This is a genomic window from Bathymodiolus japonicus methanotrophic gill symbiont, assembly GCF_019721995.1.
In the GTDB taxonomy this organism is placed as follows: domain Bacteria; phylum Pseudomonadota; class Gammaproteobacteria; order Methylococcales; family Methylomonadaceae; genus Methyloprofundus.
Window position 1 is genome coordinate 12,886 of record NZ_BLYC01000014.1, and the last position, 26,856, is coordinate 39,741.

At 43.3% G+C, this 26,856-nt stretch carries 33 protein-coding genes and 1 pseudogene; 9 read left to right on the forward strand and 25 right to left on the reverse strand.

Going from position 1 to position 26,856, the window contains the following annotated elements; translation table 11 throughout:
- Nucleotide 1: 1 nt before the first annotated feature.
- The 4 genes from secG to K6984_RS33970 are packed head-to-tail and all read right to left on the reverse strand — an operon-like array spanning nucleotide 2 to nucleotide 2,743.
- Entirely contained in the window at nucleotides 2-448 is a 447-nt protein-coding gene (gene secG, locus K6984_RS17040) for a preprotein translocase subunit SecG (protein ID WP_221896617.1), read from the reverse strand.
- Nucleotide 449: 1 nt separating this feature from the next.
- Nucleotides 450-1,202, reverse strand: coding sequence for a triose-phosphate isomerase (gene tpiA, locus K6984_RS17045; protein WP_221896618.1), 753 nt, complete (start codon nucleotides 1,200-1,202; stop codon nucleotides 450-452).
- A 54-nt stretch (nucleotides 1,203-1,256) separates the two neighbouring features.
- Complete coding sequence (gene glmM, locus K6984_RS17050) at nucleotides 1,257-2,597, reverse strand: phosphoglucosamine mutase (protein ID WP_221896619.1); 1,341 nt, start codon at nucleotides 2,595-2,597, stop codon at nucleotides 1,257-1,259.
- An 11-nt stretch (nucleotides 2,598-2,608) separates the two neighbouring features.
- Nucleotides 2,609-2,743, reverse strand: coding sequence for a hypothetical protein (locus K6984_RS33970; RefSeq protein WP_263458785.1), 135 nt, complete (start codon nucleotides 2,741-2,743; stop codon nucleotides 2,609-2,611).
- Between K6984_RS33970 and K6984_RS17055 the strand changes: the two genes are divergently transcribed.
- Nucleotides 2,700-2,915, forward strand: a complete 216-nt coding sequence (locus K6984_RS17055; RefSeq protein ID WP_221896620.1) for a hypothetical protein — start codon at nucleotides 2,700-2,702, stop codon at nucleotides 2,913-2,915. The genes K6984_RS33970 and K6984_RS17055 overlap by 44 nt on opposite strands.
- Before the next feature lie 177 nt (nucleotides 2,916-3,092).
- On the opposite strand, the gene ftsH is transcribed toward K6984_RS17055, so the two are convergent.
- Nucleotides 3,093-5,018 carry an ATP-dependent zinc metalloprotease FtsH gene (gene ftsH, locus K6984_RS17060; RefSeq protein WP_221896703.1) on the reverse strand — a complete coding sequence of 642 codons (1,926 nt, stop codon included), beginning with the start codon at nucleotides 5,016-5,018 and terminating at the stop codon, nucleotides 3,093-3,095.
- A 161-nt stretch (nucleotides 5,019-5,179) separates the two neighbouring features.
- Nucleotides 5,180-5,800, reverse strand: coding sequence for a 23S rRNA (uridine(2552)-2'-O)-methyltransferase RlmE (rlmE, locus tag K6984_RS17065; RefSeq protein ID WP_221896621.1), 621 nt, complete (start codon nucleotides 5,798-5,800; stop codon nucleotides 5,180-5,182).
- Between the two features lie 56 nt (nucleotides 5,801-5,856).
- Here rlmE and K6984_RS17070 point away from each other — a divergent pair, with 56 nt between their 5' ends.
- Nucleotides 5,857-6,171 carry a YhbY family RNA-binding protein gene (locus K6984_RS17070; RefSeq protein ID WP_221896622.1) on the forward strand — a complete coding sequence of 105 codons (315 nt, stop codon included), beginning with the start codon at nucleotides 5,857-5,859 and terminating at the stop codon, nucleotides 6,169-6,171.
- Between the two features lie 27 nt (nucleotides 6,172-6,198).
- Here K6984_RS17070 and K6984_RS17075 read toward each other — a convergent pair whose 3' ends face one another.
- Nucleotides 6,199-6,339, reverse strand: a complete 141-nt coding sequence (locus tag K6984_RS17075; RefSeq protein WP_221896623.1) for a hypothetical protein — start codon at nucleotides 6,337-6,339, stop codon at nucleotides 6,199-6,201.
- Between K6984_RS17075 and K6984_RS17080 the strand changes: the two genes are divergently transcribed.
- A complete protein-coding gene (locus K6984_RS17080) occupies nucleotides 6,296-6,517 on the forward strand; it encodes a hypothetical protein (protein WP_221896624.1) in 222 nt (73 codons plus the stop codon). The genes K6984_RS17075 and K6984_RS17080 overlap by 44 nt on opposite strands.
- 25 nt (nucleotides 6,518-6,542) lie before the next feature.
- Here K6984_RS17080 and greA read toward each other — a convergent pair whose 3' ends face one another.
- The 5 genes from greA to K6984_RS33975 form a co-directional block, all read right to left on the reverse strand.
- A complete protein-coding gene (gene greA, locus K6984_RS17085) occupies nucleotides 6,543-7,019 on the reverse strand; it encodes a transcription elongation factor GreA (protein WP_221896625.1) in 477 nt (158 codons plus the stop codon).
- A 177-nt stretch (nucleotides 7,020-7,196) separates the two neighbouring features.
- Nucleotides 7,197-10,415, reverse strand: a complete 3,219-nt coding sequence (gene carB, locus K6984_RS17090) for a carbamoyl-phosphate synthase large subunit (protein WP_221896626.1) — start codon at nucleotides 10,413-10,415, stop codon at nucleotides 7,197-7,199.
- 24 nt (nucleotides 10,416-10,439) lie between these two features.
- The gene (gene carA, locus K6984_RS17095) at nucleotides 10,440-11,567 is read right to left on the reverse strand and encodes a glutamine-hydrolyzing carbamoyl-phosphate synthase small subunit (protein WP_221896627.1); all 1,128 of its coding nucleotides are present in this window, start codon (nucleotides 11,565-11,567) and stop codon (nucleotides 10,440-10,442) included.
- Nucleotides 11,568-11,793: 226 nt separating this feature from the next.
- On the reverse strand, nucleotides 11,794-12,078 hold the full coding sequence (locus K6984_RS17100) for a flavin reductase family protein (RefSeq protein WP_230988149.1): 285 nt from the start codon (nucleotides 12,076-12,078) through the stop codon (nucleotides 11,794-11,796).
- The gene (locus K6984_RS33975) at nucleotides 12,045-12,179 is read right to left on the reverse strand and encodes a hypothetical protein (RefSeq protein WP_263458786.1); all 135 of its coding nucleotides are present in this window, start codon (nucleotides 12,177-12,179) and stop codon (nucleotides 12,045-12,047) included. The genes K6984_RS17100 and K6984_RS33975 overlap by 34 nt, the downstream gene beginning before the upstream one ends.
- On the opposite strand from K6984_RS33975, the gene K6984_RS17105 reads away from it, so the two are divergent.
- Nucleotides 12,136-12,360 carry a hypothetical protein gene (locus tag K6984_RS17105; RefSeq protein ID WP_221896628.1) on the forward strand — a complete coding sequence of 75 codons (225 nt, stop codon included), beginning with the start codon at nucleotides 12,136-12,138 and terminating at the stop codon, nucleotides 12,358-12,360. The genes K6984_RS33975 and K6984_RS17105 overlap by 44 nt on opposite strands.
- Here the strand turns inward: K6984_RS17105 and K6984_RS17110 are convergent.
- From K6984_RS17110 to K6984_RS17120, 3 genes are all read right to left on the reverse strand, one after another.
- Nucleotides 12,341-12,532, reverse strand: a complete 192-nt coding sequence (locus K6984_RS17110; protein WP_221896629.1) for a flavin reductase — start codon at nucleotides 12,530-12,532, stop codon at nucleotides 12,341-12,343. The two genes, K6984_RS17105 and K6984_RS17110, sit on opposite strands and share 20 nt — an antisense overlap.
- Nucleotides 12,520-13,362 carry a carboxylating nicotinate-nucleotide diphosphorylase gene (gene nadC, locus K6984_RS17115; RefSeq protein WP_221896630.1) on the reverse strand — a complete coding sequence of 281 codons (843 nt, stop codon included), beginning with the start codon at nucleotides 13,360-13,362 and terminating at the stop codon, nucleotides 12,520-12,522. Before nadC ends, K6984_RS17110 begins: the two co-directional genes overlap by 13 nt.
- Before the next feature lie 96 nt (nucleotides 13,363-13,458).
- Complete coding sequence (locus K6984_RS17120; protein ID WP_221896631.1) at nucleotides 13,459-13,983, reverse strand: hypothetical protein; 525 nt, start codon at nucleotides 13,981-13,983, stop codon at nucleotides 13,459-13,461.
- A gap of 154 nt (nucleotides 13,984-14,137) precedes the next feature.
- On the opposite strand from K6984_RS17120, the gene ampD reads away from it, so the two are divergent.
- On the forward strand, nucleotides 14,138-14,689 hold the full coding sequence (gene ampD / locus K6984_RS17125; RefSeq protein ID WP_221896704.1) for a 1,6-anhydro-N-acetylmuramyl-L-alanine amidase AmpD: 552 nt from the start codon (nucleotides 14,138-14,140) through the stop codon (nucleotides 14,687-14,689).
- A 69-nt stretch (nucleotides 14,690-14,758) separates the two neighbouring features.
- Here ampD and K6984_RS17130 read toward each other — a convergent pair whose 3' ends face one another.
- A complete protein-coding gene (locus K6984_RS17130) occupies nucleotides 14,759-15,418 on the reverse strand; it encodes a hypothetical protein (RefSeq protein ID WP_221896632.1) in 660 nt (219 codons plus the stop codon).
- Here K6984_RS17130 and K6984_RS33980 point away from each other — a divergent pair.
- On the forward strand, nucleotides 15,396-15,524 hold the full coding sequence (locus K6984_RS33980) for a hypothetical protein (RefSeq protein WP_263458596.1): 129 nt from the start codon (nucleotides 15,396-15,398) through the stop codon (nucleotides 15,522-15,524). The genes K6984_RS17130 and K6984_RS33980 overlap by 23 nt on opposite strands.
- Before the next feature lie 27 nt (nucleotides 15,525-15,551).
- Nucleotides 15,552-15,710 (forward strand): hypothetical protein, encoded by a 159-nt coding sequence (locus tag K6984_RS17135; RefSeq protein WP_221896633.1) that lies wholly within the window; start codon nucleotides 15,552-15,554, stop codon nucleotides 15,708-15,710.
- Here K6984_RS17135 and K6984_RS17140 read toward each other — a convergent pair.
- The 6 genes from K6984_RS17140 to K6984_RS17165 form a co-directional block, all read right to left on the reverse strand.
- Nucleotides 15,645-15,809, reverse strand: coding sequence for a hypothetical protein (locus tag K6984_RS17140; RefSeq protein WP_221896634.1), 165 nt, complete (start codon nucleotides 15,807-15,809; stop codon nucleotides 15,645-15,647). The two genes, K6984_RS17135 and K6984_RS17140, sit on opposite strands and share 66 nt — an antisense overlap.
- 198 nt (nucleotides 15,810-16,007) lie before the next feature.
- The gene (locus K6984_RS17145) at nucleotides 16,008-16,214 is read right to left on the reverse strand and encodes a hypothetical protein (RefSeq protein WP_221896635.1); all 207 of its coding nucleotides are present in this window, start codon (nucleotides 16,212-16,214) and stop codon (nucleotides 16,008-16,010) included.
- A gap of 32 nt (nucleotides 16,215-16,246) precedes the next feature.
- A complete protein-coding gene (lspA, locus tag K6984_RS17150) occupies nucleotides 16,247-16,714 on the reverse strand; it encodes a signal peptidase II (RefSeq protein ID WP_221896705.1) in 468 nt (155 codons plus the stop codon).
- Nucleotides 16,715-16,811: 97 nt separating this feature from the next.
- Nucleotides 16,812-19,643, reverse strand: coding sequence for an isoleucine--tRNA ligase (gene ileS, locus K6984_RS17155; RefSeq protein ID WP_221896636.1), 2,832 nt, complete (start codon nucleotides 19,641-19,643; stop codon nucleotides 16,812-16,814).
- An 8-nt stretch (nucleotides 19,644-19,651) separates the two neighbouring features.
- Nucleotides 19,652-20,581, reverse strand: coding sequence for a bifunctional riboflavin kinase/FAD synthetase (gene ribF, locus K6984_RS17160; protein ID WP_221896637.1), 930 nt, complete (start codon nucleotides 20,579-20,581; stop codon nucleotides 19,652-19,654).
- Between the two features lie 310 nt (nucleotides 20,582-20,891).
- The gene (locus K6984_RS17165) at nucleotides 20,892-21,035 is read right to left on the reverse strand and encodes a hypothetical protein (protein WP_221896638.1); all 144 of its coding nucleotides are present in this window, start codon (nucleotides 21,033-21,035) and stop codon (nucleotides 20,892-20,894) included.
- A 12-nt stretch (nucleotides 21,036-21,047) separates the two neighbouring features.
- Here K6984_RS17165 and K6984_RS31275 point away from each other — a divergent pair, with 12 nt between their 5' ends.
- Nucleotides 21,048-21,281 carry a hypothetical protein gene (locus tag K6984_RS31275; protein ID WP_230988150.1) on the forward strand — a complete coding sequence of 78 codons (234 nt, stop codon included), beginning with the start codon at nucleotides 21,048-21,050 and terminating at the stop codon, nucleotides 21,279-21,281.
- Nucleotides 21,282-21,283: 2 nt separating this feature from the next.
- Here K6984_RS31275 and K6984_RS35770 read toward each other — a convergent pair.
- Nucleotides 21,284-21,532 (reverse strand): annotated as a pseudogene (locus tag K6984_RS35770) (protein kinase domain-containing protein); the annotation flags it as partial.
- A gap of 20 nt (nucleotides 21,533-21,552) precedes the next feature.
- Nucleotides 21,553-21,849, reverse strand: a complete 297-nt coding sequence (locus K6984_RS35775; RefSeq protein WP_338024541.1) for a hypothetical protein — start codon at nucleotides 21,847-21,849, stop codon at nucleotides 21,553-21,555.
- 517 nt (nucleotides 21,850-22,366) lie between these two features.
- Here K6984_RS35775 and K6984_RS17175 point away from each other — a divergent pair.
- A complete protein-coding gene (locus K6984_RS17175) occupies nucleotides 22,367-22,849 on the forward strand; it encodes an exosortase system-associated protein, TIGR04073 family (RefSeq protein ID WP_221896639.1) in 483 nt (160 codons plus the stop codon).
- A gap of 206 nt (nucleotides 22,850-23,055) precedes the next feature.
- On the opposite strand, the gene K6984_RS17180 is transcribed toward K6984_RS17175, so the two are convergent.
- Nucleotides 23,056-26,538, reverse strand: a complete 3,483-nt coding sequence (locus K6984_RS17180; protein WP_221896640.1) for an SbcC/MukB-like Walker B domain-containing protein — start codon at nucleotides 26,536-26,538, stop codon at nucleotides 23,056-23,058.
- Between the last annotated feature and the right edge of the window lie 318 nt (nucleotides 26,539-26,856).

Sequence of the window (26,856 nt, forward strand, 5' to 3'; positions counted from 1 at the left end):
CTTATGGTGTTACTACATCGTCTTCAATAACAATTTCGTCTGTTTCAATCGTAGGTACAGCTTCCTCAGTAACAACGTCTTCAATAACGACTGCTTCAGGTACTTCTGCTTCATCAATTACTGGTTCATCAACAATAACCTGCTCACCATCAACAATAGGCATTTCAGTTTCTAAACTTTCAACCACGGGAGTATCCATAATATCTGCATCTGTTCCAGAATTGCCACTTAGCATTGCCAATCCTAAACTAGTTGAGAAAAAAACCGCTGCAAGTACTGCCGTTGTTCTGGATAAAAATGAGGCTGAACCTTGCGCACCGAATACAGTACCTGATGAGCCACTACCAAACGCAGCCCCAGCATCAGCACCTTTCCCGTGCTGCATTAAGACTAATCCTATAACGGCTAAACCAACTAATACATGGCCTATGATAATAACTTGATACATTTTATTTTTGAAATGAAGAGTAAATCTTTAAAAAAGAGTCCGCATTTAACGAATCTCCACCAACTAGCGCGCCATCAATATCAGGCATTGCAAATAAAGCTTGTGCATTTTGTGGTTTAACGCTACCACCATATAGAATTTGAATTTTTTCGGCAATTTGCTGGTTCTTACCCGCTAGCAATTGACGAATATACTGGTGTACTTCCTGTGCCTGTTCTGCTGATGCAGTTAGTCCTGTGCCTATCGCCCATACAGGCTCATATGCAATAACCGCATTTTGAAAGCTGTCGATACCAGCAAAATCTATAACCGCATTTAACTGCTTGGCAACAACATCAAAGGTAACACCCTGCTCTCTTTCTTCGAGTAGTTCGCCGATAGCCAGAACGGGAATGATATCTGCATCAAGCGCTTGCTTAAATCGCTGTGCAACGGTCTCATCAGTATCTGCATAGTTTGCTCTACGCTCAGAATGTCCTACGATGGCATATTTACAGCTAAAATCTTTCAGCATTACTGCCGCTATTTCACCTGTATAGGCACCTTCTGAATGTGTTGCAACATTCTGCGCACCTAGGCCTATCGTCGTACCTTCAAGGCGCTGACTAACTTCAGGAATATATACATACGGAGGACAAACGACTATGTCAGCATCTTCGGAAGGCAGACCAGCAATAATTTCACCAATTAGCTTCTGCGCACTTTGCTGGTTAATTTTCATCTTCCAGTTGCCAACAACAAGATTTCTACGCATTATAAACTCCAGAATTAAATAAACCGCTTATGATAGCTATTATGGCCTTGTATTTCAAGCAGTGATTGCATTCTCGACATCATTAACCAGGGAATGTGCATATTTTTTAACTTTCGCTTCATCTGCACCTTCAACCATTACCCTGATCAGCGGCTCGGTGCCTGATGCGCGGAGTAATACCCGCCCCTGATCGCCTAGTGCTTTTTCGACCGACTTTACTGCTTTTTGTATCGTTTCGTTGTTATTTATATCTACCTTTTTAGTGACTCTGACATTCAGTAATATCTGCGGGTATTTACGCATTCCGGATTTCAAATCATACAGGGTTTTTCCGGTTTTATGCATTTCGGCCAGCACCTGCAAAGCGGCAACTATTCCATCTCCCGTTGTAGTTTTGTCCAGGCAAATAATATGTCCCGAGCTTTCCCCGCCTAAAATTCCTTTATGTTTTTTCATTAGTTCCAGCACATAACGGTCGCCGACCTTAGCGCGAAGCAGATCAATTTTGAGTTTTTTTAGGCCATGTTCCATACCCAGATTGCTCATTAATGTACCGACAACAGGCCCATGTAGATCACCTGAATCCTGACGCGCTTTAGCGATGATATAGATTAACTCATCACCATCGACTATTTCGCCTTTACCATCCACCATTATCAGGCGGTCTCCATCACCATCCAAAGCAATGCCTAAATCAGCTCGAAATTCAATCACCGCTTCCTGTAATTGCTCCGGCTTGGTAGCACCACAATTTTCATTGATATTGATACCATCAGGATCAGAAGCAATGGTAATAACCTCGGCGCCAACTTCAGAAAAAACATGTGGGGCTATATGGTAGGTAGAGCCATTTGCGCAATCAACAACAATTCTCAGCCCATTAAAATCGATATTTGCCGGAATACTTGCTTTGCAATATTCGATATATCGACCTGCTGCATCAGGAAGTCGCTTAGCCTTGCCCAGCTTATCTGATGCGACCGTAGTCATGTGCTGATCCAGATAGTGTTCAATTTTATATTCTAATTCATCGGCTAATTTAGTGCCTTCGGTGGAAAAAAACTTAATGCCATTGTCATAGTATGGATTATGTGAAGCACTGATAACAATCCCCGCCTGCGCACGTAATGTCCGCGTTAAATAAGCTATGCCAGGAGTAGGCATAGGGCCTAACAGACGCGTATTGACACCGGCAGCAGACAGCCCTGCTTCTAATGCTGATTCAAACATATAGCCGGAAATCCGGGTATCTTTACCAACCAGAACAAACCCCTGCCCTTCTTCGGCAAATACTCGCCCTGTAGCCCAACCAAGTTTCAGGAAAAAATCTGGCGTAATAGGCTGCTCTCCGACCGTACCGCGAATACCATCTGTACCAAAATATTTCTTGTTCATATTTCTCTATCCTATTTTTTTCTAGAAACCTCACAGGCGCGCCATGCTACCTCACGAAATTCCGGGACTCCTGTCGCCATAATTCGTTCACCTACGCAGCGGATGGGAGATGCCCTGAACGCCCTGCGTCCGCAACGACTACGCACAAAAGCCGCTTCGTCATTACTACCTCACTGGCTGGACGGCTATTCGGAATGCAATTCTTGCTCCTCTCGCATGCTGCTAGCACACGTCGAATCAGCGAATTGCCCTGTCGCCTATCAGGGACTAAAAATCACCACTTCGCTAAGCTCCGTTTCCATGATTTTCAGCGGTTGAGCGCAGATTTATGCAAAAAACTGTGGAGCGAAGCACACTCATCCAACAGGTGACAGTTTTTTCGCTCATTAGTGTAATACTCAGATGCTTTTTTAATGTTTTATAGTACTCGACTGCGGTTTCAATATATATTCATATCAAAAAAAAGGAGTAGCGACTGACTACTCCTTTTTTTATTTAGTTTTGCTCTGCTGTATTTATATTAGGTGCATCTGGCTCTTTAGACTCAGCCTCAGTCGCTCTTGCAACCTCGACCCCCTGATTCGGCGGTTCGGTATCATCCCAACCTTTTGGGTCTCTTACTGGTCGGCGCGCCATCAGGTCATCAATCTGATCTTTATCAATGGTTTCATATTTCATTAAGGCATCAGCCATGGCATGCAGTATATCTTCATTTTCCTGCAGGATTTTTTCTGCACGCTCATAGTTTTTATCAATAATCGAGCGTATCTCTTCGTCAATTGTATGCGAAGTTTCATCGGCAACACTCTTATGCTGCGTAACTGAACGCCCTAAAAAGACTTCACCTTCTTCTTCACTATATGCCAAAGGTCCCAGACGCTGCGATAAGCCCCACTTAGTCACCATGTTTCTTGCCAGCTCGGTTGCACGTTCGATATCATTCGATGCCCCAGTAGAAACCTGCTCCCAGCCAAAAATCTGCGCTTCCGCAATACGTCCGCCATATAAACTGGAGATCATGCTATCTAATTTACATTTACTGGCACTGTATTGATCCTTTTCCGGCAGGAACATAGTCACACCCAGAGCACGGCCTCTCGGCATGATACTGACTTTATAAACCGGGTCATGCTCAGGCACAATTTTACCAACTATTGCATGCCCTGCTTCATGATAAGCGGTCATTTTTTTCTCTTTAGGATCCATCACCACAGAGTGCCTTTCCGCCCCCATAATAAGCTTATCCTTAGCCTTCTCCAGGTCAAACATACTAACCAGTCGCTTATTCATTCTCGCGGCAAACAAAGCAGCTTCATTAACCAGGTTTGCTAAATCAGCACCCGAAAATCCGGGGGTCCCTTGGGCGATATATTTGATTTCCACATCTTCTTCAGCAGGAACTTTGCCCATATGCACAGCCAGAATTTTTTCACGCCCTTTGACATCAGGCAAACTAACCGTTATCTGACGATCAAAGCGTCCCGGACGCAATAATGCAGCATCTAGTACATCAGGTCTGTTAGTTGCGGCAATCACAATAACGCCTTCATTGCCTTCAAAACCATCCATTTCAACTAATAACTGATTCAGGGTTTGCTCGCGCTCATCATTACCACCACCTAATCCTGCACCACGCTGACGGCCAACGGCATCAATTTCATCAATAAAGATAATACAAGGTGCATGACGCTTTGCCTGTTCAAACATATCTCTGACACGCGAAGCACCGACACCGACGAACATTTCAACAAAGTCAGAACCTGAAATGGTAAAAAACGGAACTTTCGCTTCGCCAGCAATCGCCCTGGCCAGTAGCGTCTTACCTGTTCCAGGCGGCCCGACCATGAGTGCACCACGAGGAATTTTTCCACCGAGTTTCTGGTATTTTTCTGGATCCTTAAGAAAATCCACCATTTCTTCTACTTCTTCTTTCGCTTCATCACAACCCGCGACATCGGCAAAAGTCACTTTAATCTGGTCTTCTTCGAGCATTCGCGCCTTACTTTTACCAAAGCTCATCGGTCCACCTTTGCCACTCATACCACCTTGCATCTGACGCATAAAGAACACCCAGACACCAATCAATAACAGCATTGGGAACCAGGAGATAAATATTTGCATCAGCATGGACTCTTCCTGCGCTGCTTGCGCTTTAATTTCCACACCATTGGCTAATAAATCATCCACCAGATGCGGGTCATTGGGCGCATAGGAGGTAAAAGTCTCTCTACCTTGCAGTTGACCCTTTATGCCATTTTCATCATCCAGAATAACATTTTGTACTTGTCCTGATTTAACCGCATCAATAAACTGCGAATAAGAAAGCACTTCCTTTTTTTGCGTTCCCCGGGCACCAAAATTATTAAATACAGACGTCAATACCACAGCAATGACTACCCATAAAAGTATATTTTTAAACATATCGTTCAATTTTTTCGCCCCTGACCAGAACAGTCCTTATCAAAAATTTATTAGCAAGTGATTATATCAGCAATAATATGTTCTGACTTATCACTATTCATGCCTGTATAGCACAAGCTTATCGAAAATAAAGCAGTAAGTATTTACAATAAGGGCTATTATCATTTTTTAAAGCCCCTGGCTAAAATATAAACTTCATTACTGCGTGCTCGGGATGACTTGGGTTTTCTAATCAGCACCTTATTAAATGAAGCGGCTACCTGATTTTTATAGACTTCAAAACCAGCCCCCTGAAACACTTTAACCAGAAACGAGCCACCCTCGACCAAAATAGCTTCTGCTGTTTCTAACGCTAATTCACACAAGTACATTGCTCCAGGCTGATCTATTGCCTTATTGCCGCTTAAATTTGGCGCCATATCGGACAAGACCACATCAATAGGAGCGCCATCCAGAATTTCATTTAGCTGCTCATAAACTTCATTTTCCCTAAAATCTCCCTGAATAAAATCCACGCCATCAATAGGATCTATACCCAGAATATCCAGTGCAACAACTTTCTGTTTCTTACCCACGATACCACGCACATATTCAGACCAGCCACCTGGTGCCGCGCCTAGATCCACAACATTCATCCCTGTCTGCACCAGTTTGTCTTTTTCGATGATTTCAATCAACTTAAATGTGGCCCTGGATCGATACCCTAAGGCTTTTGCCTTTTTGACATATTCATCATTCAGATGCTCTTGCATCCATTGATTGCTACTTTTACTGCGCGCCATATATAATCTTATTAGTGTAGAATTACATTACAATTTATATTTGAAGGAAATACTGAGTGAATTCTGAACAACTGAAACAAATGAAAACCCAAGCTCACGAACTAAAGCCGGTTATTATGATCGGCCAGGCGGGCTTAACGGACGCAGTGCTCAAGGAAATTGAGCTAGCGTTGGATACTCACGAGCTGATTAAAATTAAAATTCGGGCAGAAAGAGCAGAGCGTAAGCAACTCCAGGAACTAATCTGTACAAAAACAAAATCTGAATCCATCCAAAGCATTGGACAAGTTTTTGTTATTTACCGCAAAAAACCCGAACAAGCCAAAAAGAAACCGGCGCCGCATACCAGAAGAAGAGACGGCACCCGGTAGAATATTTAGCCTCTGTAGGGCGTGGCTTTAGCCCGCTATTATCCATATTTTGATACAGGCGCGCCATGCTACCTCACGAAATTCCGGGACTCCTGTCGCCATAATTCGTTCACCTACGCAGCGGATGGGAGATGCCCTGAACGCCCTGCGTCCGCAACGACTACGCACAAAAGCCGCTTCGTCATTACTACCTCACTGGCTGGACGGCTATTCGGAATGCAATTCTTGCTCCTCTCGCGTGCTGCTAGCACACGTCGAATCAGCGAATTGCCCTGTCGCCTATCAGGGGCTAAAAATCACCACTTCGCTAAGCTCCGTTTCCATGATTTTCAGCGTTAGCGGCTAAAGCCACTCCCTACATCGTAAAAAAACTAAATATACTGGATAGACAAAATCTCGTAATCCACTTCACCACCCGGTGTTTTAACCGTAATGACATCCTCTTCTTCCTTACCAATCAGTGCTCTGGCTATAGGCGAGCCTACTGAAATACGCCCTTGCTTAATATCTGCTTCATCTTGACCGACAATCTGGTAGGTCACTTTTTTCTCAGACTCTAAATCTTCAATTTCCACCGTTGCGCCAAAGATCACTTTTCCATTGGCATCAATTTTCGTCACATCTATAATTTGTGCATTAGATAACTTTGCTTCAATTTCATTGATCCGCCCTTCTGAAAAACTCTGTTGTTCACGCGCTGCATGATATTCAGCATTTTCTTTTAAATCACCATGCGCTCTTGCCGTTGCAATTGCTTCGACTATACGTGGCCTGGTCACTGTTTTTAATTCTTCTAATTCAGCCTTTAACTTATCGGCTCCAACAACTGTAAGAGGTACCTTATCCATCCAAAACTCCAAACTTTAATATTATTCTATAAATCAAAAACAAGTGTTAAAGGCGAACTACCCCCTACTGTTTCTAACGGCTGGGTGAAGCCACGCCCGACAAATACCTGGAAATTAATCAGCAAACACAACAAAGGCTGACGTAAGCCAGCCCTTAAAGTTAATGATACACTGATCTTAATGTAGATTTTTATGCAAGTCCTGTAAACAATTCACATCCCCTGCATCTAATTCACCTAAAGCATAGCAGGCTGCTTTTGCACCTGCCATAGTAGTGTAATAGGTTACATGATGCTGTAGCGCTTCTCTACGCATAGTGAAAGAATCTGCGACCGCTTTTACACCTTCAGTGGTATTTACAATTAATTGAACCTGGTCATTTTTAATCATATCCACAGTATTAGGCCGGCCTTCATTAACCTTATAAACCACTTCGCAATCTATTCCAGCATCCTTAATGACCCTCGCTGTTCCCCGGGTTGCAACGATCTGATAATTTTTTGTAATCAGCATCTGCGCTATTTCAACTACTTTCGGCTTATCTGCTTCGCGGATACTCATCAGTACTTTACCGCTATGGCTTAAATCCACACCTGCGGCACGCTGTGACTTAGCAAAGGCCTCGCCAAACGTCTTGCCTACACCCATCACCTCACCGGTAGACTTCATTTCCGGCCCAAGCAATGGATCTACACCAGGAAATTTAACAAAGGGAAATACCGCTTCTTTAACTGAAAAATACTCCGGAACCCGCTCTTTAGTAATGCCCTGCTCTTTAAGTGACTTTCCTGCCATACACAGCGCAGCTATTTTCGCCAGGGGATATTCCGCAGCTTTAGAAACAAATGGCGCAGTACGCGATGCACGCGGATTAACCTCTAAAACATAGATATTTTCACCCTGAATCGCAAACTGGGTATTCATCAAGCCGCGTACACCCAGCGCTTCGGCCATTTGCTTTACTTGCACCCGTAACTGATCCTGTAAATGCGGTGCTAAATCATATGGTGGAATCGAGCAGGCCGAATCACCCGAATGCACCCCAGCTTGCTCGACGTGCTGCATTAGGCCACCGATTAATAAGGTTTCACCATCATAAATTGCATCCACATCCATTTCAATAGCATCATCCAGAAAACGATCCAGCAGCACCGGAGAGTCATTTGATACATTGATTGCTTCCTGCATATAACGTTGTAGTGCTTCTTCGTTATAAACGATTTCCATACCTCGTCCACCTAAGACATAAGAAGGGCGCACTACTAATGGAAAGCCTAACTCTTTGGCAACATTCAGTGCCTGTTCGGTTGAACTAGCCGTGCCATTAGGCGGCTGCTTCAAATCTAATTTAGTGAGTAATTTCTGAAATCGCTCCCGGTCTTCTGCCAAGTCAATTGCATCAGGCGAGGTACCAATAATGGGCGCGCCTGCTGCTTCTAAAGCACGTGCCAGTTTAAGTGGCGTCTGACCACCATATTGTACAATCACGCCTTTGGGTTTTTCCAGATGAATAATCTCCAGCACATCTTCCAGCGTTAAAGACTCAAAATATAAGCGGTCTGAAGTATCAAAATCGGTGGACACTGTTTCCGGATTACAATTCACCATAATGGTTTCAAAACCTTCTTCACGCAGCGCTAAAGCCGCATGCACACAACAGTAATCAAACTCGATTCCCTGCCCGATCCGGTTTGGACCGCCACCCAAAATCATAATTTTCTCTTTATCAGACACCCGCGCTTCACATTCACGCTCATAGGTAGAATATAAATAGGCAGTATCTGATGAAAACTCGGCTGCACAAGAATCAATGCGCTTATAGACAGGACGGATATTCTGCTTATGTCGTGCATTGCGAATATCCGATTCTTTGGTATCCAGCAGTTTTGCTAGGCGCGCATCAGAAAAGCCCTTCTGCTTTAAGCGAAATAACTCGTCGCCCTTAATAGTTGCCAAGGTTTTTGTTGCCAGAGATTTCTCGGTTAACACCAGGTCTTCCACTTGCGCTAAAAACCATGGATCAATTTTACTTGCTTCATGCACATCATTAAATGACATACCACTGCGGAATGCATCTGCCACATACCATAAGCGGTCAGGCCCGGGATGACGCATTTCACGCTGTATTTTATCGCTGGCATCTGATTCGTTAAAATCGACAATTTCATCCAGACCATCAACCCCAATTTCCAGGCCACGCAAGGCTTTTTGTAATGACTCCTGAAACGTACGCCCGATAGCCATAACTTCTCCGACTGATTTCATCTGCGTGGTCAGTCTATCGTCTGCTTGAGGGAATTTTTCAAAGGTAAAGCGTGGTACTTTAGTCACCACATAATCTATTGATGGCTCAAATGAAGCTGGGGTAGCGCCACCAGTAATTTCATTTCTCAATTCATCCAGCGTATAGCCCACTGCCAGTTTAGCCGCCACTTTGGCAATTGGAAATCCGGTTGCTTTTGATGCAAGTGCCGAAGAGCGTGACACTCTTGGGTTCATTTCAATTACCACCATACGACCATCGGCCGGATTAATGGCAACCTGCACATTCGAACCACCTGTGTCTACACCAATTTCACGCAATACTGCAAGTGAGACATTACGCAGAATCTGATACTCTTTATCAGTTAGTGTTTGCGCAGGTGCAACAGTAATTGAGTCACCCGTATGTACGCCCATCGGGTCAAAGTTTTCGATAGAGCAGATAATGATGCAATTATCATTGCTATCACGCACCACTTCCATTTCATACTCTTTCCAGCCGAGCACCGACTCTTCAATCAACAATTCATCAGTTGGCGATAAATATAAGCCGCGCTCACAAATCTCAATAAATTCCTCTTTATTGTAGGCGATACCACCACCACTGCCGCCCATTGTAAATGATGGGCGAATTACTGTTGGATATCCGACTTCTGCTTGCGCTGCAAAAGCCTCTTCCATACTATGTGCGGTTTTCGAACGCGCGACTTCAAAACCCAGCCTTCCCATCGCCAAGTTAAACAACTCTCTATCTTCGGCCATATTAATGGCTTCTTTCGTTGCTCCGATCATTTCTACGCCGTATTTTTCCAATACGCCATGCTTATCCAGGTCTAAGGCACAATTTAATGCTGTCTGTCCACCCATGGTCGGTAATACCGCATCAGGGTGCTCTTTTTCAATAATTTTCTCGACTGTCTGCCAGTCTATAGGTTCGATATAAATGGCATCCGCCATTTCCGGATCGGTCATAATCGTAGCCGGATTGGAATTCACCAGGATAATTCGATACCCTTCTTCGCGCAAAGCTTTACAGGCTTGTGTACCTGAATAATCAAATTCACAGGCTTGACCAATTACAATCGGCCCCGCTCCTAATAATAAAATGGATTTTATGTCGGTTCTTTTTGGCATACTAGTATCATTACTCTGCTGTGATTAATTGGCTTGCTGCATCATTGCCATAAAGTCATCAAATAATGACTCTACATCATGCGGACCCGGGCTCGCTTCTGGATGTCCCTGAAAACTCATGGCCGGAATATCAGTACGCGCTACCCCTTGTAAACTGCCATCAAATAAAGAGTGATAGGTTGCAGTTAAATTATCCGGCAAGGTTTTTTCATCTACTGCAAAACCATGGTTCTGGCTACTGATCATCACCCGCCCGCTAGATTTCTCTTGTACCGGATGATTAGCACCATGATGGCCGAACTTCATTTTTTCTGTTTTCGCACCGCAGGCCAGAGCTAATAACTGATGTCCCAGGCAAATTCCAAATACCGGTATCTGCTTTTCTAAAATTATCTGAATAGCCTCTATCGCATAGGTACATGGCTCTGGATCACCCGGACCATTCGAGAGAAAAACACCATCTGGGTTCATGGCCAGAACATCTGCTGCAGTAGTTGTTGCCGGCACTACCGTCACCCGGCATCCGCGATTCGCTAATAAGCGCAGAATATTACGCTTAACCCCGAAATCATAGGCGACCACATACTTAGTGGAATTCTCTGCCTGAATATAGCCTTGTTGTAAATCCCAGGTATTTTCCGTCCACTCATAAGACTCTGTGGTGCTTACCTGCTTTGCTAAATCCATCCCTTTAAGTCCATGAAATGCATCGAGTGCTTTTTTAGCTGCAACCTCATCAATTTCCTCACCCGCGATGATACAGCCCCGCTGCGCACCCTTGTCACGTAACAAGCGAGTTAATTGACGGGTATCAATATCGGCGATAGCAACCACATTATTAGCCTGTAAATATTCAGACAGGCCTTTTTGCGAGCGGAAATTACTGGCAAGCACGGGCAGGTCACGAATAACCAGTCCACTGGCAAAGACCCCGGTTGATTCATTATCCTCATCATTGGTACCTACATTACCAATATGCGGATAGGTTAAGGTAACGATTTGCTTCGCGTAGGATGGATCGCTCAGGATTTCCTGATAACCGGTTAAAGAGGTATTGAACACCACTTCTCCAGCAGAACAACCATCCGCGCCTATGGATACACCATGAAATACGGTTCCATCTTCTAACATTAATAATGCAGGTTTGTTCAATGTAAGCACCTAAAATGTATAAAAAACGGGAAGCACCTCGCGGCCCTTCCCGTTATAGAATAAATACGCCCAACAACAGCGTCATCCGGATTACCGAATTATTAGAACGATTTTACTGAATTATCAGAGTGCGGTCATTAATATTTTTAAAAAATATCCCCTCGTTATAACTATACCTGTCTTTGTGCTTGCTATTAACTAACCGTATCAATAGAGTTCATTACTCTTATCCATACTTCCGGTATCGCCATACAGCATAGCTGCCCCCAACATTCAGCTTCCGTGCTTCCAGTACCTCACAAATAACTAATTGGTGATCACCAGCCGAAGTTTCATGGCTTACTTTACAATCAAAATACGCTAGACTCTCTTGCAGCACTGGCGCCCCGGTCGATGCAGCCACCCAGGTTCCGACTGCCATTTTATCGCTAATTCCAGACTGGCCAAAATGCTCGGCAAAATGGCTTTGTTCCTGACTTAAAACATTAACACTGCAAACCAGGCGCGCCATGCTACCTCACGGAATTCCGGGATTCCTGTCGCCATAATTCGTTCACCTACGCAGCGGATGGGAGATGCCCTGAACGCCCTGCGTCCGCAACGACTACGCACAAAAGCCGCTTCGTCATTACTACCTCACTGGCTGGACGGCTATTCGGAATGCAATTCTTGCTCCTCTCGCGTGCTGCTAGCACACGTCGAATCAGCGAATTGCCCTGTCGCCTTTCAGGGACTAAAAATCACCACTTCGCTAAGCTACGTTTCCATGATTTTCAGCGATTGCCTTTTTTAAGCAATTGATATGAGTAATGTTCAGGATTAATGCTGATAGCTAATAGTACCGGTGAAAAAGACACCTGCATCACCCATGCTGCAGTAAAGGCATTGGTTTTATCTCCATCGGCAACACCAACCACATACACGCCTTGGGTAATATGTTGCAGTATATTTGCTATGTCTTGCATGACTTTCGCTCCAAAACGATACGCATGGATAAATCGATAGCCTGGATATTTTTAGTTAACGCGCCTATGGAAATGTAATTAACTCCAGTCTCGGCAATCTCGCGTATATTGCTTAATACAACATTACCCGAGGCTTCCAGAGCACAGAGGCCAGCTACTTTTTTAACCGCTTGTTTTAACTGCGCAACAGAAAAATTATCCAGCATAATTCTATCCGGCTGCGCTGCTAATGCCTGATCTAGCTCAGCCATAGTCTCGACCTCGACTTCCAGTAATTTATCACTGATCTTCCTTGCCTGGACAATGGCTTTTGCAATAGAGCCCGCCGCGATAATATGATTTTCTTTAATTAAAATACCATCATATAAGCCAATGCGCTGGTTATAACAACCACCACAGGCCACCGCATATTTTTGCGCATTCCGTAAACCCGGAATGGTTTTGCGGGTATCCAGCACATTACAATTAGTCCCTGCAACTTCCTTTGCATATAAACTTGCCTGGGTAGCAACCGCCGACAGCGTTTGTAATAAATTTAGCGCAGTTCGCTCTCCGGTTAATAATGGCCTGGCTTTGCCCTTTAGTGTACATAATAAAGTACCAGATTCTAACCACTGCCCTTCTTGAACATGCCACTGTACAGTTATACTTGGATCTAATTCTTGAAAAACAGCATTAAACCAGTCTTGCCCACAACAAACCATCGCCTCACGTGTAATGACTTTCGCAACAGCCTCAATCGATTGCGGAATGATTAAGGCGGTAATATCACCACTACCTATATCTTCATCCAGAAAAGCTTGAATATTGATAGGGTCGGAATAAGTCATTTATAATAAGAAAATAACAAAGAAAAAATTAAGGCGTGTTTTAAGAATATGATACGCAGCATATCATTCGCACTACGCACCAGTGATCAATCGAGACTATTTCGATTCTTGCAATTTACTCAAAACAATACTCATTAATTGCGTATCATAATGACGCTTTAAAGTTGAATCTGTAGGTCGCGGCGGCATTGTTGCTTCAGTTTCTGCAACCAGTTGTTGAATAACATCACGCTTAACTTCCTTTTCTACAGGAATCTCAGTTGTTGTCATTACTGGTTTTACTGGCTCAACCACTGAATCTTTAGCGTCAGCAGAAGCGCTAGAATCAATATCTTTTTGATCTTGAGCTGCCTGGTTCTGTAGAAAATGGCGTCTTAATGCAGAATCTTCAGGAATCTCGTTAACCGCCTCATCCAGCTCTGTTACTACCTGTTCGGTTTTTACTGGCTCTGGCTCTGCTGCTGTAACTTCAGGTTCTTCTATACTAGGCTCTGGCTGCGGTGTCTCAGGGGGTTGCTTAGCTTCAGGTATAGATGACGAACCTTCTATATCATTATTTTTTTTGCTCCAATAAAACCATCCTGCAGCTGCAATTAATAGAACCACGATAAATTCAAACACACTATTCCCCTTGCTAATTATTATTGTAAAGATAGACGTTAAGAGCATCACTGATAAATACCCATAACTCAAGCCGCATTATTCCATATAATAAAGCGGATAGTAATAGATTTTTTATATACTCGGTTTTTTCCTTTCCACCTTGCGTTTAATAATGAAAATCAACAACCACTGGCTAACAACAGCAGATAAAATTAACTCGCCCAACTGTGATGCACGTGAAGATGAAAGCGACATGTCACTTATTGTCATTCATTGCATCAGCTTGCCAGAAGGTCAATTCGGCACACCCTACATAGCGCAATTATTTACTAATCAACTCGATGCACTAGCTGATCCCGGTTTTACTGAAATCTGCCATTTACATGTATCCAGTCATATTGTGATCCAGCGTGATGGCTTAATAACACAATACGTCCCTTTCAATAAGCGCGCCTGGCATGCTGGAGCCTCCGAATATAAAGGGCGTGATAAATGTAATGACTTTTCTATCGGCATAGAGCTAGAGGGAACCGTGTGCTGTGCATTTACCGAAGCACAATATTCTCAACTAGCAACTGTAATTCAGAACTTGATTGCTACCTACCCTAAACTAAACCTGAGTGACATTACCGGGCACAGTGATATTGCTCCACAGCGTAAAGCCGACCCGGGGAAATACTTTGACTGGGGAAAGCTAAATCAGATGTTAAAAACTACAGGCTAGACGATAAAAAGTCGGGTTTGTTGTGTCTACAGCCATCAAGTATCCCTACCAAACAACTCCTTCCTTACTTCAATAACTCGCTAAAAACTTTGCATGTAAAAACAAGCTGCTTACGCTGAAAATCATGGAAACGGAGCTTAGCGAAGTGGTGATTTTTAGTCCCTGATAGGCGACAGGGCAATTCGCTGATTCGACGTGTGCTAGCAGCACGCGAGAGGAGCAAGAATTGCATTCCGAATAGCCGTCCAGCCAGTGAGGTAGTAATGACGAAGCGGCTTTTGTGCGTAGTCGTTGCGGACGCAGGGCGTTCAGGGCATCTCCCATCCGCTGCGTAGGTGAACGAATTATGGCGACAGGAGTCCCGGAATTTCGTGAGGTAGCATGGCGCGCCTGTTGCTGTTTTTTTTCAGTATGGCAGGCATGATCAATAAAATGTCCATCCGCTGCTTCTATGGTGTATTCGTCAAGTTCCGGGAATGCTTTAAGATAATCAATGCCTTGCGATAGCAGTGTTTCAGCGTGAAGATGATAGCTCTGCTGTTCAAATGCCTCAAGCATACTTGTTCGTCTATGCGACTTCAGTGATTTAAAATACGTTGAGTGGGGAAGCAGCTGGCCATAAATCTGTTCATTGGTTTGGAGGAAATGGCAACCACTATCGACTACACTGATACAGCGTAATAACCCAATCGGGGAGTCGCTATTTTTGCGAAAGCTTGTTTTGGGCATCCCAGCCCAAGCAAGCAGCAAAAACTTAACGCGACCACTTATGCCTCCGGCGGCCCCGATTCGTCCTCGTCACCTCGTCCCGACCCAACAAGGGGTCGGAACATAGGCTCCAAATGACTTGACGCCGTGTCGGATGGCCTTTTATTTTGTCTCCACCTTCGCTAACGCTCAGACTCCGACAAAACAACGGCCCTACGGCTATCGCGGACTAAAAATCTTCACTTCGCTAAAGCTCCGTTTCCAGGATTTTCAGCGGGTGAATAAAGTCGATATCCTTCAACTCTGGGCATGAACGAGCACACAAAGGATGACGCTCTGCTAACAGGGCACGTTCCATACTTTCATTGCAGTGTTGGTGAATATGTTCAGAGAGTGGTAGGTCTTTAAGCATGGGTGATATCCGTTTATGAGGTGATTAAAACGGAAATTTTTAGAAAATTTTTTCGGCAATTGCAAGCGTTATTTGAAATTATTTGTTGTTTTTTTACGGTGCCTACAGAGTGTCTATTTGCTGTTATAAGTGATTAAAATCAAAAATATGGAAATATTCGAGTGGTGCTACCTTCAGGTAGGTTATAGGCTGCTTTGTTTAGGTGCTTCTTCTTTCAATGGGAACACTGATGTCGGTGATAGAGATATATGCAAAAGCACCATAGCCTTTATTAAGCAAAAAGGCTTCATGCAATTGGGCAATAAAATTAATCCGCTGTTCAGCTAGTTCTGTCATTGTTGCACTTTGATTAGCTATTTTTGTTGTCTGTGGTTGATTGCCTGAAGTCTGCAGGGGCTTTACCAATGTTTCGCTCAACTTACGCAATAGATTGGTCATCAGCCTTCCTGCTCTTTATGTATAAAAGATTCTAATAACATAAGAGCTACACCTGCAGTTATTGCTGAATCGGCAATATTAAATACCGGCCAGTGCCAGCTCTGATAATAGACATCAAAAAAGTCGATAACATAGCCATACATAACCCGGTCAATTAGATTACCGATAGCTCCACCGAGAATTAAGCTAAGTGAAATCGCTGACAAGATTTCCTGTGGTTTCAGGCGTTTTATCCAGAAAACGATGCCAACACTGATTGACGCAGCAAGTAGTGCAAAAAACCAACGCTGCCAACCGCCCTGATCACTCAGAAAACTAAAAGCCGCACCAAAATTATGTACATAAGTAATATTAAATCCAGGAAATACCGGAATAGATTGATATAGACTCATCGTGCTACCAATCCAGATTTTACTTAGCTGATCTAATATCACTGCCAAAATAGACAGCCATAGCCATTTCATCATAATAATTGTTTTAAAAAGTAAGCATATGTAGGGCGTGGCTTTAGCCCGCTTTTTCTGATATTGGCGGGCTAAAGCCACGCCCTACAGTGTAGTAAGCTTAGGCAAACTGCCGAACTTCACCCTCGCCAGCTACGTTTTCTATGCAACGCTCACAAAGTTCCGGGTGTTCGTCATGACTACCGATATCTCCTCGATAATGCCAGCAGCGCACACATTTTTCATGTTCGGAAGCCACAACTTTAACTTTCAATCCATCCAGCTCAGTCTCTGCCGTATCACTTTGTGCTTCTTCTATTGCTAACACCTGTGCCTGGGAGGTAATAAAAATAAAGTGTAATTCATCACCTAGTTTGTTTAAAACACTCGCATAATCCTTACTACAATATAAAGTCACTTCTGCATTTAGCGAAGCTCCGATTACATCAGACTTGCGCAACTGCTCAAGCCGTTTACTAACAGCTTCACGTACCGACATTATTGTTTCCCAGTCTGTATTGCAAAACATTGCATCATCCGCTAATGGGAATAAGCCTTGGTACCACGTTTCCAGTAGCACTGACTCACTACGTTCACCCGGCATGTATTGCCAGATTTCATCGGCAGTATAGCTGGTAATTGGCGCTAGCCAGCGCACTAGCGCCTCCATCACATGATACATGGCTGTTTGCGCTGAGCGTCGCGCCGGACTATCTTCCTGGGCGGTGTATTGACGATCTTTGATAATATCCAGATAAAAACCGCCTAGATCCATCGCGCAAAAATGATGTACTTGCTGATTAATCACATGAAACTGATATTGATCATAAGCCTGTATAACATCTTCCTGTAACTGATATGCCCGATCGACAATCCAGCGATCTAAAGCCAGCATATCCTCAGCCTGCACACAATGTAGCGCTGGGTCAAAGCCATTCAGGTTGGATAATAAAAAACGTGAAGTATTTCTCAAGCGCCGGTAAACATCCGAAGTTCGCTTTAAGATCTCATCGGATACTGTCATCTCACCCCGATAATCTGTACCCGACACCCAAAGCCGCAAAACATCAGCGCCTAAAGATTTCATTACTGTTTGTGGCGCTACCACATTACCACGTGACTTAGACATTTTTTTGCCTTCGGCATCCACAGTAAATCCGTGGGTTAAAACAGCTTTATACGGAGCCACACCATTGATTGCAACCGAGGATAATAATGATGACTGAAACCAGCCACGATGCTGATCAGAACCTTCCAGATAAAGATCAGCGGGAAAGCTCAGTTGCTCACGCTGATGCAGCACTGCCTCGTGAGTAACACCTGAATCAAACCAGACATCCAGCGTATCCGACGTTTTTTCATAGTGCTCGGCCTCATCCCCTAACCATTCCGCCTTATCCAGTGCGAACCAGGCTTCTATGCCTTTTTGCTCTATATGTAGCGCAATATCTTCAATCAATCTATCTGTTTCAGGATGTAGCTCCTGCGTTTCTTTATGTACAAAGAATGGAATCGGTACTCCCCAGGTACGTTGCCTGGAGATACACCAATCTGGCCGGTTTTCCACCATACCTTCAATTCGCGCTTGCCCACAGTCAGGGATCCACTCGACTTTTTCGATTTCCTGCATCGCCTTTGCCCGCAATTCGCCTTTGTCCATGGAAATAAACCATTGCGGTGTTGCGCGAAAAATAATCGGTGTTTTATGTCGCCAGCAGTGCGGATAGCTATGGAGTAATGCTTCGTGATGCAGTAACTTATGCTTGCTCGTTAATACTTCAATCACATGGTCATTCGCCGAGAACACATGTTCCCCGGCAAACAACTCTGTATTGGGTAGAAACACGCCATTATCACCCACCGGATTATCCACTGGCAGACCATAACGCTGACCTACGACATAGTCATCCTGCCCATGACCAGGTGCAGTATGTACTGCACCTGTACCGGCCTCAGCAGTTACATGATCACCTAAAACGATAGGCACTTTACGGTGATAAAAAGGATGCATCAGCAATTGATTTTCCAGTGCATCCCCATTGCAATAAGCCAGCACACGGCAGTTTTCCATGCCATAGCGTGCCACAGCATCATTCCATAATTGATTGACCAGTACCAGACGCTCTTTCTGCCCGTCTTTCTCGCACTGCACAACGACATATTCATACTTAGGATTCAGGCTGACCGCCTGATTAGCCGGCAGAGTCCAGGGCGTGGTAGTCCAGATCACTACTGATAGCGGCCCTTCTCCTTCATGTTCAGGCACATGATGACAGCTGGCAAAAAACTGCTTTTCATCAATCACTTCAAAGCGCACATCAATTGCTGGTGACTGCTTGTCTTCATATTCTACTTCTGCTTCCGCCAAAGCAGAGCCGCAATCTGTACACCAGTGTACTGGTTTAGAGCCCTTGCTCAGATGTCCTTTTGCATTTATTTTACCCAGGGAGCGAACAATATCTGCTTCGAATTTATAATCCATAGCCAGATATGGCTTATCCCATTCGCCCAAAACACCCAGACGCACAAACTCATCTTTTTGCATTTTGACCTGTTTGCTCGCATATTCTCGACAGGCTTTACGAAATACCTCAGCAGAAACTTTGCCTCCTGCCTTACCTACTTTCTTCTCAACCATTAACTCAATCGGCAGACCGTGGCAATCCCAGCCAGGCACATACGGGGTATCGTAGCCAGAGAGAGTTTTAGACTTCAAAATAATATCTTTCAGTACTTTATTTACCGCATGACCAATATGAATGGCACCGTTCGCATAAGGAGGGCCATCATGTAATATAAATTGCGGCTTGCCTGCAAATTGCTTGCGAATTTTTTGATAAAGTTGCGCTTCAGTCCATTTTTTTAGGCGCTCAGGTTCACGCTGTGCCAAATTACCTTTCATAGGAAAAGCTGTTTTGGGTAGGTTAAGTGTCTGTTTATAATCGATGGTCATTAGTATTTCTAATTTTGCATTAAAGTCTTTGCCTGTGCAGTATCCAATTGAATCTGCCGTTTTAAATCATCCACTGATTGAAAGCGCATCTCATTCCTCATTTTGTGTTTAAAATGCACTTCTACATACTTTTCATAAATATCCTGGTCAAAATTAAACAAATGCGTTTCCAGCAACACCTTTGCTCCGCCATTAACCGTTGGCTTGGTACCGACATTGGCTACCCCGCATATCGGATCGCTACCGATCCCGGTCATAGTCACCGCAAACACGCCCTGTATTGGAGTATTTTTACGTTGCATCTGAATATTCGCAGTAGGAAATCCAATCTTGCGCCCCAGTTGTTCACCATGCACTACTCTGCCACATACCGAGTAGTGACGTCCTAACATTGATTCAGCGGTTGCCAAATCACCATTACTCAGCGCATCCCTAATCAAGGTACTACTGACTCGACTGCCTTTAACTGAATATGAGGCGGTATCAATCACCTTAAAATTAAATTGCTTGCCGGCTTGCTGCAGTAATGCAAAATTTCCGCGTCGCGCTTTACCAAAATGGAAATCATCACCGACGACCAAGTATTTAACATTTAGGCGCTGTACTAAAATTTCCTGAATAAAATACGCGGGATCTAAATTTGCAAAGCTCTGATTAAAATTAACAATCAGCAAATTATCAACCGGCAAATGTTTAAAGTGGATAATTTTTTCTCTTAGCCGCGTTAGTCGCGAAGGCGCATTGTCTTTCAGAAAAAATTCCTGTGGTTGTGGTTCAAATACCATAACCACAACGGGTAAGCCCAGTAACGCACCTTTTTCAGCTAACCTGTGGATGACAACACTATGCCCCTTATGCACACCATCGAAATTTCCGATAGTGAGTACACAGCCGGAAGCATAGGAGGGTAGGTTTTTTATACCACGAATTAACCGCATTCAATTCAGCTTTTGAAAAAACCAGTATATTAACATTTTTACAAGCGCTCGGCACTCAGGATTCACCGGTTCAAAACTTATATCGCCTAAAGCCGAGTAACAGCACTAGCGGATATTTATTAAGGCTTCTCGCAACTCCGCTACTGATTGAGGGGGATCTTCAGGATTTACCTCCATAGCCTAGTCAATAACTGCTAGCAGCCTACTATCAAATTTACCTGCATGCGCTTTTTGCGCCAAAGGAAAATCATTATTATCCACCCGGTCAGGTGCCTGAGGCGGCACACTTAAATCCAGGCAAGTGCGCATACTACCCCCCTACTGCATAGATATTAGAACAGGCGCGCCATGCTACCTCACGAAATTCCGGGACTCCTGTCGCCGTAATTCGTTCACCTACGCAGCGAATAGGAGATGCTCCAGCCGCCCTGCGTCCGCCACAGACTGAGCACAAAGCAGCTCAGTCATGGCTACCACAAATGGCTCTACGGCTATTCGGGATAAAATTTTAGCCTCCCTCGCGCGCTATCGCGCACTTCGGATTGGCAAATTTCCCTGCGCCTTCTGGAGACTATCAGCCCGTCCGGGGCTGACAGCGTATGCGCCCAAAACACCTGTTGCAGAATATTGTTCGATAGGCGAAAAACCTTTACTTAACACCTGGGCTTTCTGTTTATTACTGCTTAGCGGAAAGGCCTGAATAGCACCAAAACCAAGCAACACAACACTATTACCAGGCCCGATCATTAGATTAGCAGGCCTGATATCCAAGTGCAGAAAATTATGCTGATGAATTAACTGTAAGCCGTCTAGCAATGTGCTAAATACCTGTATTAACCAGGCATTATTAATATTGATTTTTTGCATTAGCAATAACTTATCCAGCGTAATACCATAAATGTACATCATGACCAGATAAACAGTAGAATTAGCATGAAAGAAACTGACCACCTCAACAATATTCGGGTGTTTTAATATAGCTTCTGCGATTCATCACTATTTGCGACGATATCATTATTCCAGGTGCGATGTGCCAACTTGCGCGGTAAATATTCTTTAATCGCCACCTGCACTTGAGTTACCCTGTGCCGGGCTAAATACACCGAGCTAAAACCGCCATGCGCAATCTCACGCTCGATAATATAGTCATCAACTACTGTACCAGGCTGAAGATAATTCCATTGTGATGGATAGGTTTCTGGGTCGTAATATTCGGCCATAAAACTCCCTTGTGAAAGTGTGCCTGCGAAACTTACAAATACTTGCATTACTGTCTGGACACTATTGTCATATGCTAACACGTAACCAGTAAAAATCAGGGCAAAATAGCTAATTTACATAAATACAGTCTGAGCGTACTATTTTTATTCTCCTGCGTCTGAGTTCTTAAAAAGTTCTGCTATACTAATTTTTAAACACATCCACAATCTAAGGTCACCTGATGAAATTTAACAAAACAATTGCCTTGGCTTTATTCACCAGCCCTTTTATCTCTTTTGCCAGCTTAACCCATCTTCGTCACTTTCATCTTTCTAAGCCATTGATTCATCGGTTTAAGCGATTTTTTGTCGAAAAATTCTCTTTAAAATCAATGGTGTTTTTTTTGAAAGTTTTGTAGTGCCATTTATATTATTTTTGTCGATAAATTCATTGACTTTTGTCAAAAAAATCATCATTATTTGAGTGTAATTTACATGCGACAAAAATACTCTAAAAAATCCAACGTTTTATACAAAAACACAAAATCTGTAGTGCCAACTGGCTACTTTTTAAAATTTCAACCAATTGATTTATAACAACTACATCATCAATAGTGACGAAGATGGGTTAAGCAATGCAACTGAAACAGCAGCACCCGAGTCGACTGAAAAGTCATATGGCGCTAAAATAGGCAATAAAACCCTGATTGCTTTAGCTAATATTTCTCTCGGCATCATTGAAATCCCCAAAAATATTATTATCGTGACTAACCGAACCAATCTACTTTATGGCCTGACCGGTGGTACTGGGCTAGGTGTACTCAATACAGCCGGACGTATTTCTGTTGGCCTGCTGGATCTACTTACCTTCCCACTACCAACACAACCTATTGCACGACCTGTTTACCCCTGGAATCAGTACTTAGACGTTTACACTAGCTATAATGATATGTTTGTAATGGATTATCAAAGTGAAAGCATGCTCGGGAAAGAAACGCTGTCAATATGCGCCAATATTAGCCAGTCTAACGCAAAAAATTACCAGCCTTACTTGCCTTTTTGCTCCTGACTAAACGACCTCAATCGTCATGTAGAATAACTATGCTCCTCTTGAGGTAGTTTGACCAGAATCAAAAACTCTTCGCAATCTTGGTAGCTTTATTCCATCAAACTGCCTAAAAACTGCTTTAAACCCCATCATTAAAAACTATTGCCAGACTATTTCAGTCAGACGTGACTCACAATGGGGTTTGAAAATGATAGGCTTATTGTTTGCTACTCCTGCAGCACAATACGACTCATTCCATTAGGTTCTTTAATAAGTTCCACTTGCGCTTTAATGCGTTCTTTAATGCCTTGAACATGGGAAATAATACCTACTGTCTTACCATGCGCTTTTAAAGACTCTAATGTACTCACCACTGTATATAAGGTCTCTGCATCCAGATTACCAAAGCCTTCATCAATAAACAGCGAATCAATGGCCCTGCCATTATTGGCTATTTCAGATAAGCTCAATGCCATCGCCAGACTAACCACAAAAGTCTCGCCTCCCGACAACGATTTTACTGCCCGTCTGCTTTGCTTCTGCTTATTATCAATAATCTCAATTGCCAGCCCCTGCTCACTAGGCACACTTGCCACATGATAGCGGCCATTAATTTTATCCAGAAAACTATTAGTCAACACCAGCAGCTTTTCCGCAACCGCTATCTGCACCCTGCGGCGGAAAATATTTTCCGGCTCGGCATCAATCTTCTGTTGCTGTTGCTGCTTTTCTTGCAAGGATTGTTTCTGCTGCTCAACATGTTTAAGCAATTGTGCATTTTGCTGATGTAACTGCTGCTGCTTTTGCAGGCTGTTTGCTATTGTTGCCACTTCTTGCTGCGCAATTTCCATCTGCACCTGCTTATCCCTAAGCTGAATCGAAAGCTCTTCAAGCGTTTCCTGAGTAGAAATATTTTCTCGCTCAGCATCAAGCTGCTTCTGTAACGCCTCAATTTCGGCAGGGTATTGCGCAATATTTTTCTCTAACTGCAATAATGAAGCCTGAATATCATCCCTGTGAGCACTGAGATCTATCAATTCCCTGACCTTATCCAAGGACGGGTACCCAGAATGTTGTAATTGAACATTTAAAGCAGCAAGCTTTTGATTTAATTCCAGCTCTAATTGCGCAATAGTTTTTTTCTGCCCTGTCAGCTGCGCTTGCAGGTCCAGTTTAGAAAAATACATTTGCGCTATTTCCTGCTCACGAATTTGCGCAAACAATGCCTGTAACTGCTGATCCTGTTCATGTAATACTTCATTACTCGCCGTGACTTTAGCGCTTATTTGCGCTATCTCATCAGCCAGGGATTTTTGCCGATAATTGTAGCTCTGGTAATCTTGCCGACGCCTACTAAGCAAATCATACAAACCATCTTCTTTACCGGAACCAGGAAATTTCTCATCTAGCTCGGCTAATATGGTACTGGTCAGCTTAGCCAGACTACTTTCTTCCTGCATACATTTAGCCAGTTCTGCTTCCATAACAACTATTTCTTGCGGCCGCCCCTGCCCACTTTCATCAAGTACCTTTTGCTTAGCCTGCAATTTTTCCAGTGCAGTCTGTTTTTTTACAATCCAGACATCCTGTTTAGCGATTTCTTTATTCTTCCCCTGATAGCGCTTTATCAAGTCAGTAATTTCTTTCAGGTCTTGTTTCTCTTTTTTTATCCGGCTTTTCATGCCCCGAAAACCACCAATGTCAAAGCCATCACTGACTGCATTAAGCCGCGTACACAAGCTCAGCCATTCTGCTTCCACTCGATTAATTCGTTCTGCATGTTCTCTGTTTTTGTCTTTTACCTTAGTATATGCAGCTAACTGCTGAGAAATTCGTTTCACATCATTCTGCAATGCTTTTACGATAGCGGATTGGTCACTTAGCGCTTTTCGCGAATCATTAGGATTAGGCGCATGACTCGTGTACGGGTGCGTCAAAGATCCGCATAAGGGGCAAGGAGTGTCATATTCAAGATTTTTTCGATCTTCGGTCAGTTTAATCGTTAATTGTTCACGATAAACTGTTTTTTCTAAGATTTTCTGAATATTTTGCGCTTCTTCAATTTTCCTCTGTTTAACTTCTAGCTGATGCTCTAATCGCGCTTTGTCAAAATGCTCATAACGCTTAGAAAAGCCTTTCTTAACAAAACGTCTATGTACTTTTGCCAAACTGAGTAATTCAACAAAATTCGCTACGCGTTCCTTTTGCTCAGCATGTAAGGCAAGCATCTCTTCAAAAGTATGTCCATCAGCGATAAACTCCAGCTGATGATGTAGTTTCTCAAGATATTTCCTGGCAGCGCTAATTTCCTTTTTGGAAGATGCCAGACGCTTTAGATTTTTAACCGATGCTGAAGTGCTGTTTTTATGAATTTTGTTATAGGCTTTAAGCTGCTTTTGGATATCAGCACTACGATTACGCAGATTTTTTAAGCGTCCTAGTTCAGGCATATTCTCAATTAGAATATGATCTTTTTTCCGCTCTGACAACCAGCTATCCACCGTTGATAGCGTCTGCTTTTTTTCTGGCAATTGCACTTCTATTGCATTTAACAGCGCAGCTTCCGATTGCCTATCGGTTTTAATCTGTGCAACTTTAGTTTTAAAGTTAGCGATTCTTCGCTGCACCACTGAAGTATCCTGCCGAGGCAAGGTAGCTAATTTACTTTCATCGGCACCATCAACTGCAAGTTTATCCTGAATTTTCTGCAAATCCTGTTGGTAAATTGCTTGTTGCTTTTGTGTCTGGTCTATTAGCGCTTGTTTCTCGGCGACACTATCCAGTCCTGATTTGAATTCCAGTACATCTGTAGACTTAGCAATGGTCGCAAGGCCTTCCTGCGCTTGAACTGTACGTTGCTGATCCTCGGCTTGCGCTTGCTGTAACTGGCTAATACTCTGCTCTAGTTTTTGCAGATTCTGTAAACCTGCCTGTAATTGCAACAAGCTGGTATTTTGCTGTTTTAACTCAGAAAAAGTGATTTTCTGATCTGCTAAATCCAGTTCAGCAGCTTCAAGCTGCGCATCGGACATCAAATCGATCTCATCCAGGCGTATTTGCAAGCTTGCTAATTGCTGCTCCGCCTGCTGGGTTAGCAGATGAATCTGTTGCTTATAATCAGTATAAATATCCTTACTGATAATACGCTCTAGTATATCCAGGCGCTCAGCATCAAGGGCATTTAGAAAAGCCGCAAAATCACCTTGCGCCAGCATAATCGAGCGACTGAAACGGCGAAAATCCATGCCTGTTATTTCAGTATTAAACGCCCGCACCTTATGCGCTTCACGTTCGATAATTTCATCCGCGCCATTAACATGAACCAGCTGCATCTGCGAAGCCTGAACTTTACCCTCAGGCGCATCATCCTGGCGTTTTACCTGCCAGCTAGAACGATATTTTTCACCGCTGACGATAAATTCAACCTGTGCAAAACACACGGCTGTATTTCTGGTCATAACATTTTCAGCCGGCTTCTTAAAGCGAAATGTCTCGCCATATAAAGCCAGGCTAATTGCATCTAAAATACTGGTTTTTCCTGAACCATTCGGCCCGGTAATCGCAAATACACCGACATCCGCAATAGGCGCTTTATCAAAGTCAATCCGGCTTTCACCTGCCAGGGAATTGATATTATTAAAATAAACATTCAGTATTTTCATAAAGTATTTATTAATCAGTCTACTATCAGCATAAGCAAGGAAAAACAAACCGCACTGGCAAACCTATTTTCTGCGCTTATATAACTCACCTGAAGTTTCCCAATAATTATTTATGGTAAAATTGAAACTATGCTACAACTATATGAAAAAAAATAGTCTTTTCATTCGTTTCAAATGCTATTGCCTAAGGGGAATTAAGTAGGGGTTTGCTATAAACATGGCAAAACCACCTAAAATAAACCTCGATACACCAGCATTGTGTATTTCAGCTACTCAATAATTGGGAAACTTCAGTAACTCACTTACTTAATTATAAATCAAAAAAAAAGGTTCTAATTTATTTATGAAGTCTGTTTAGCATTTTCC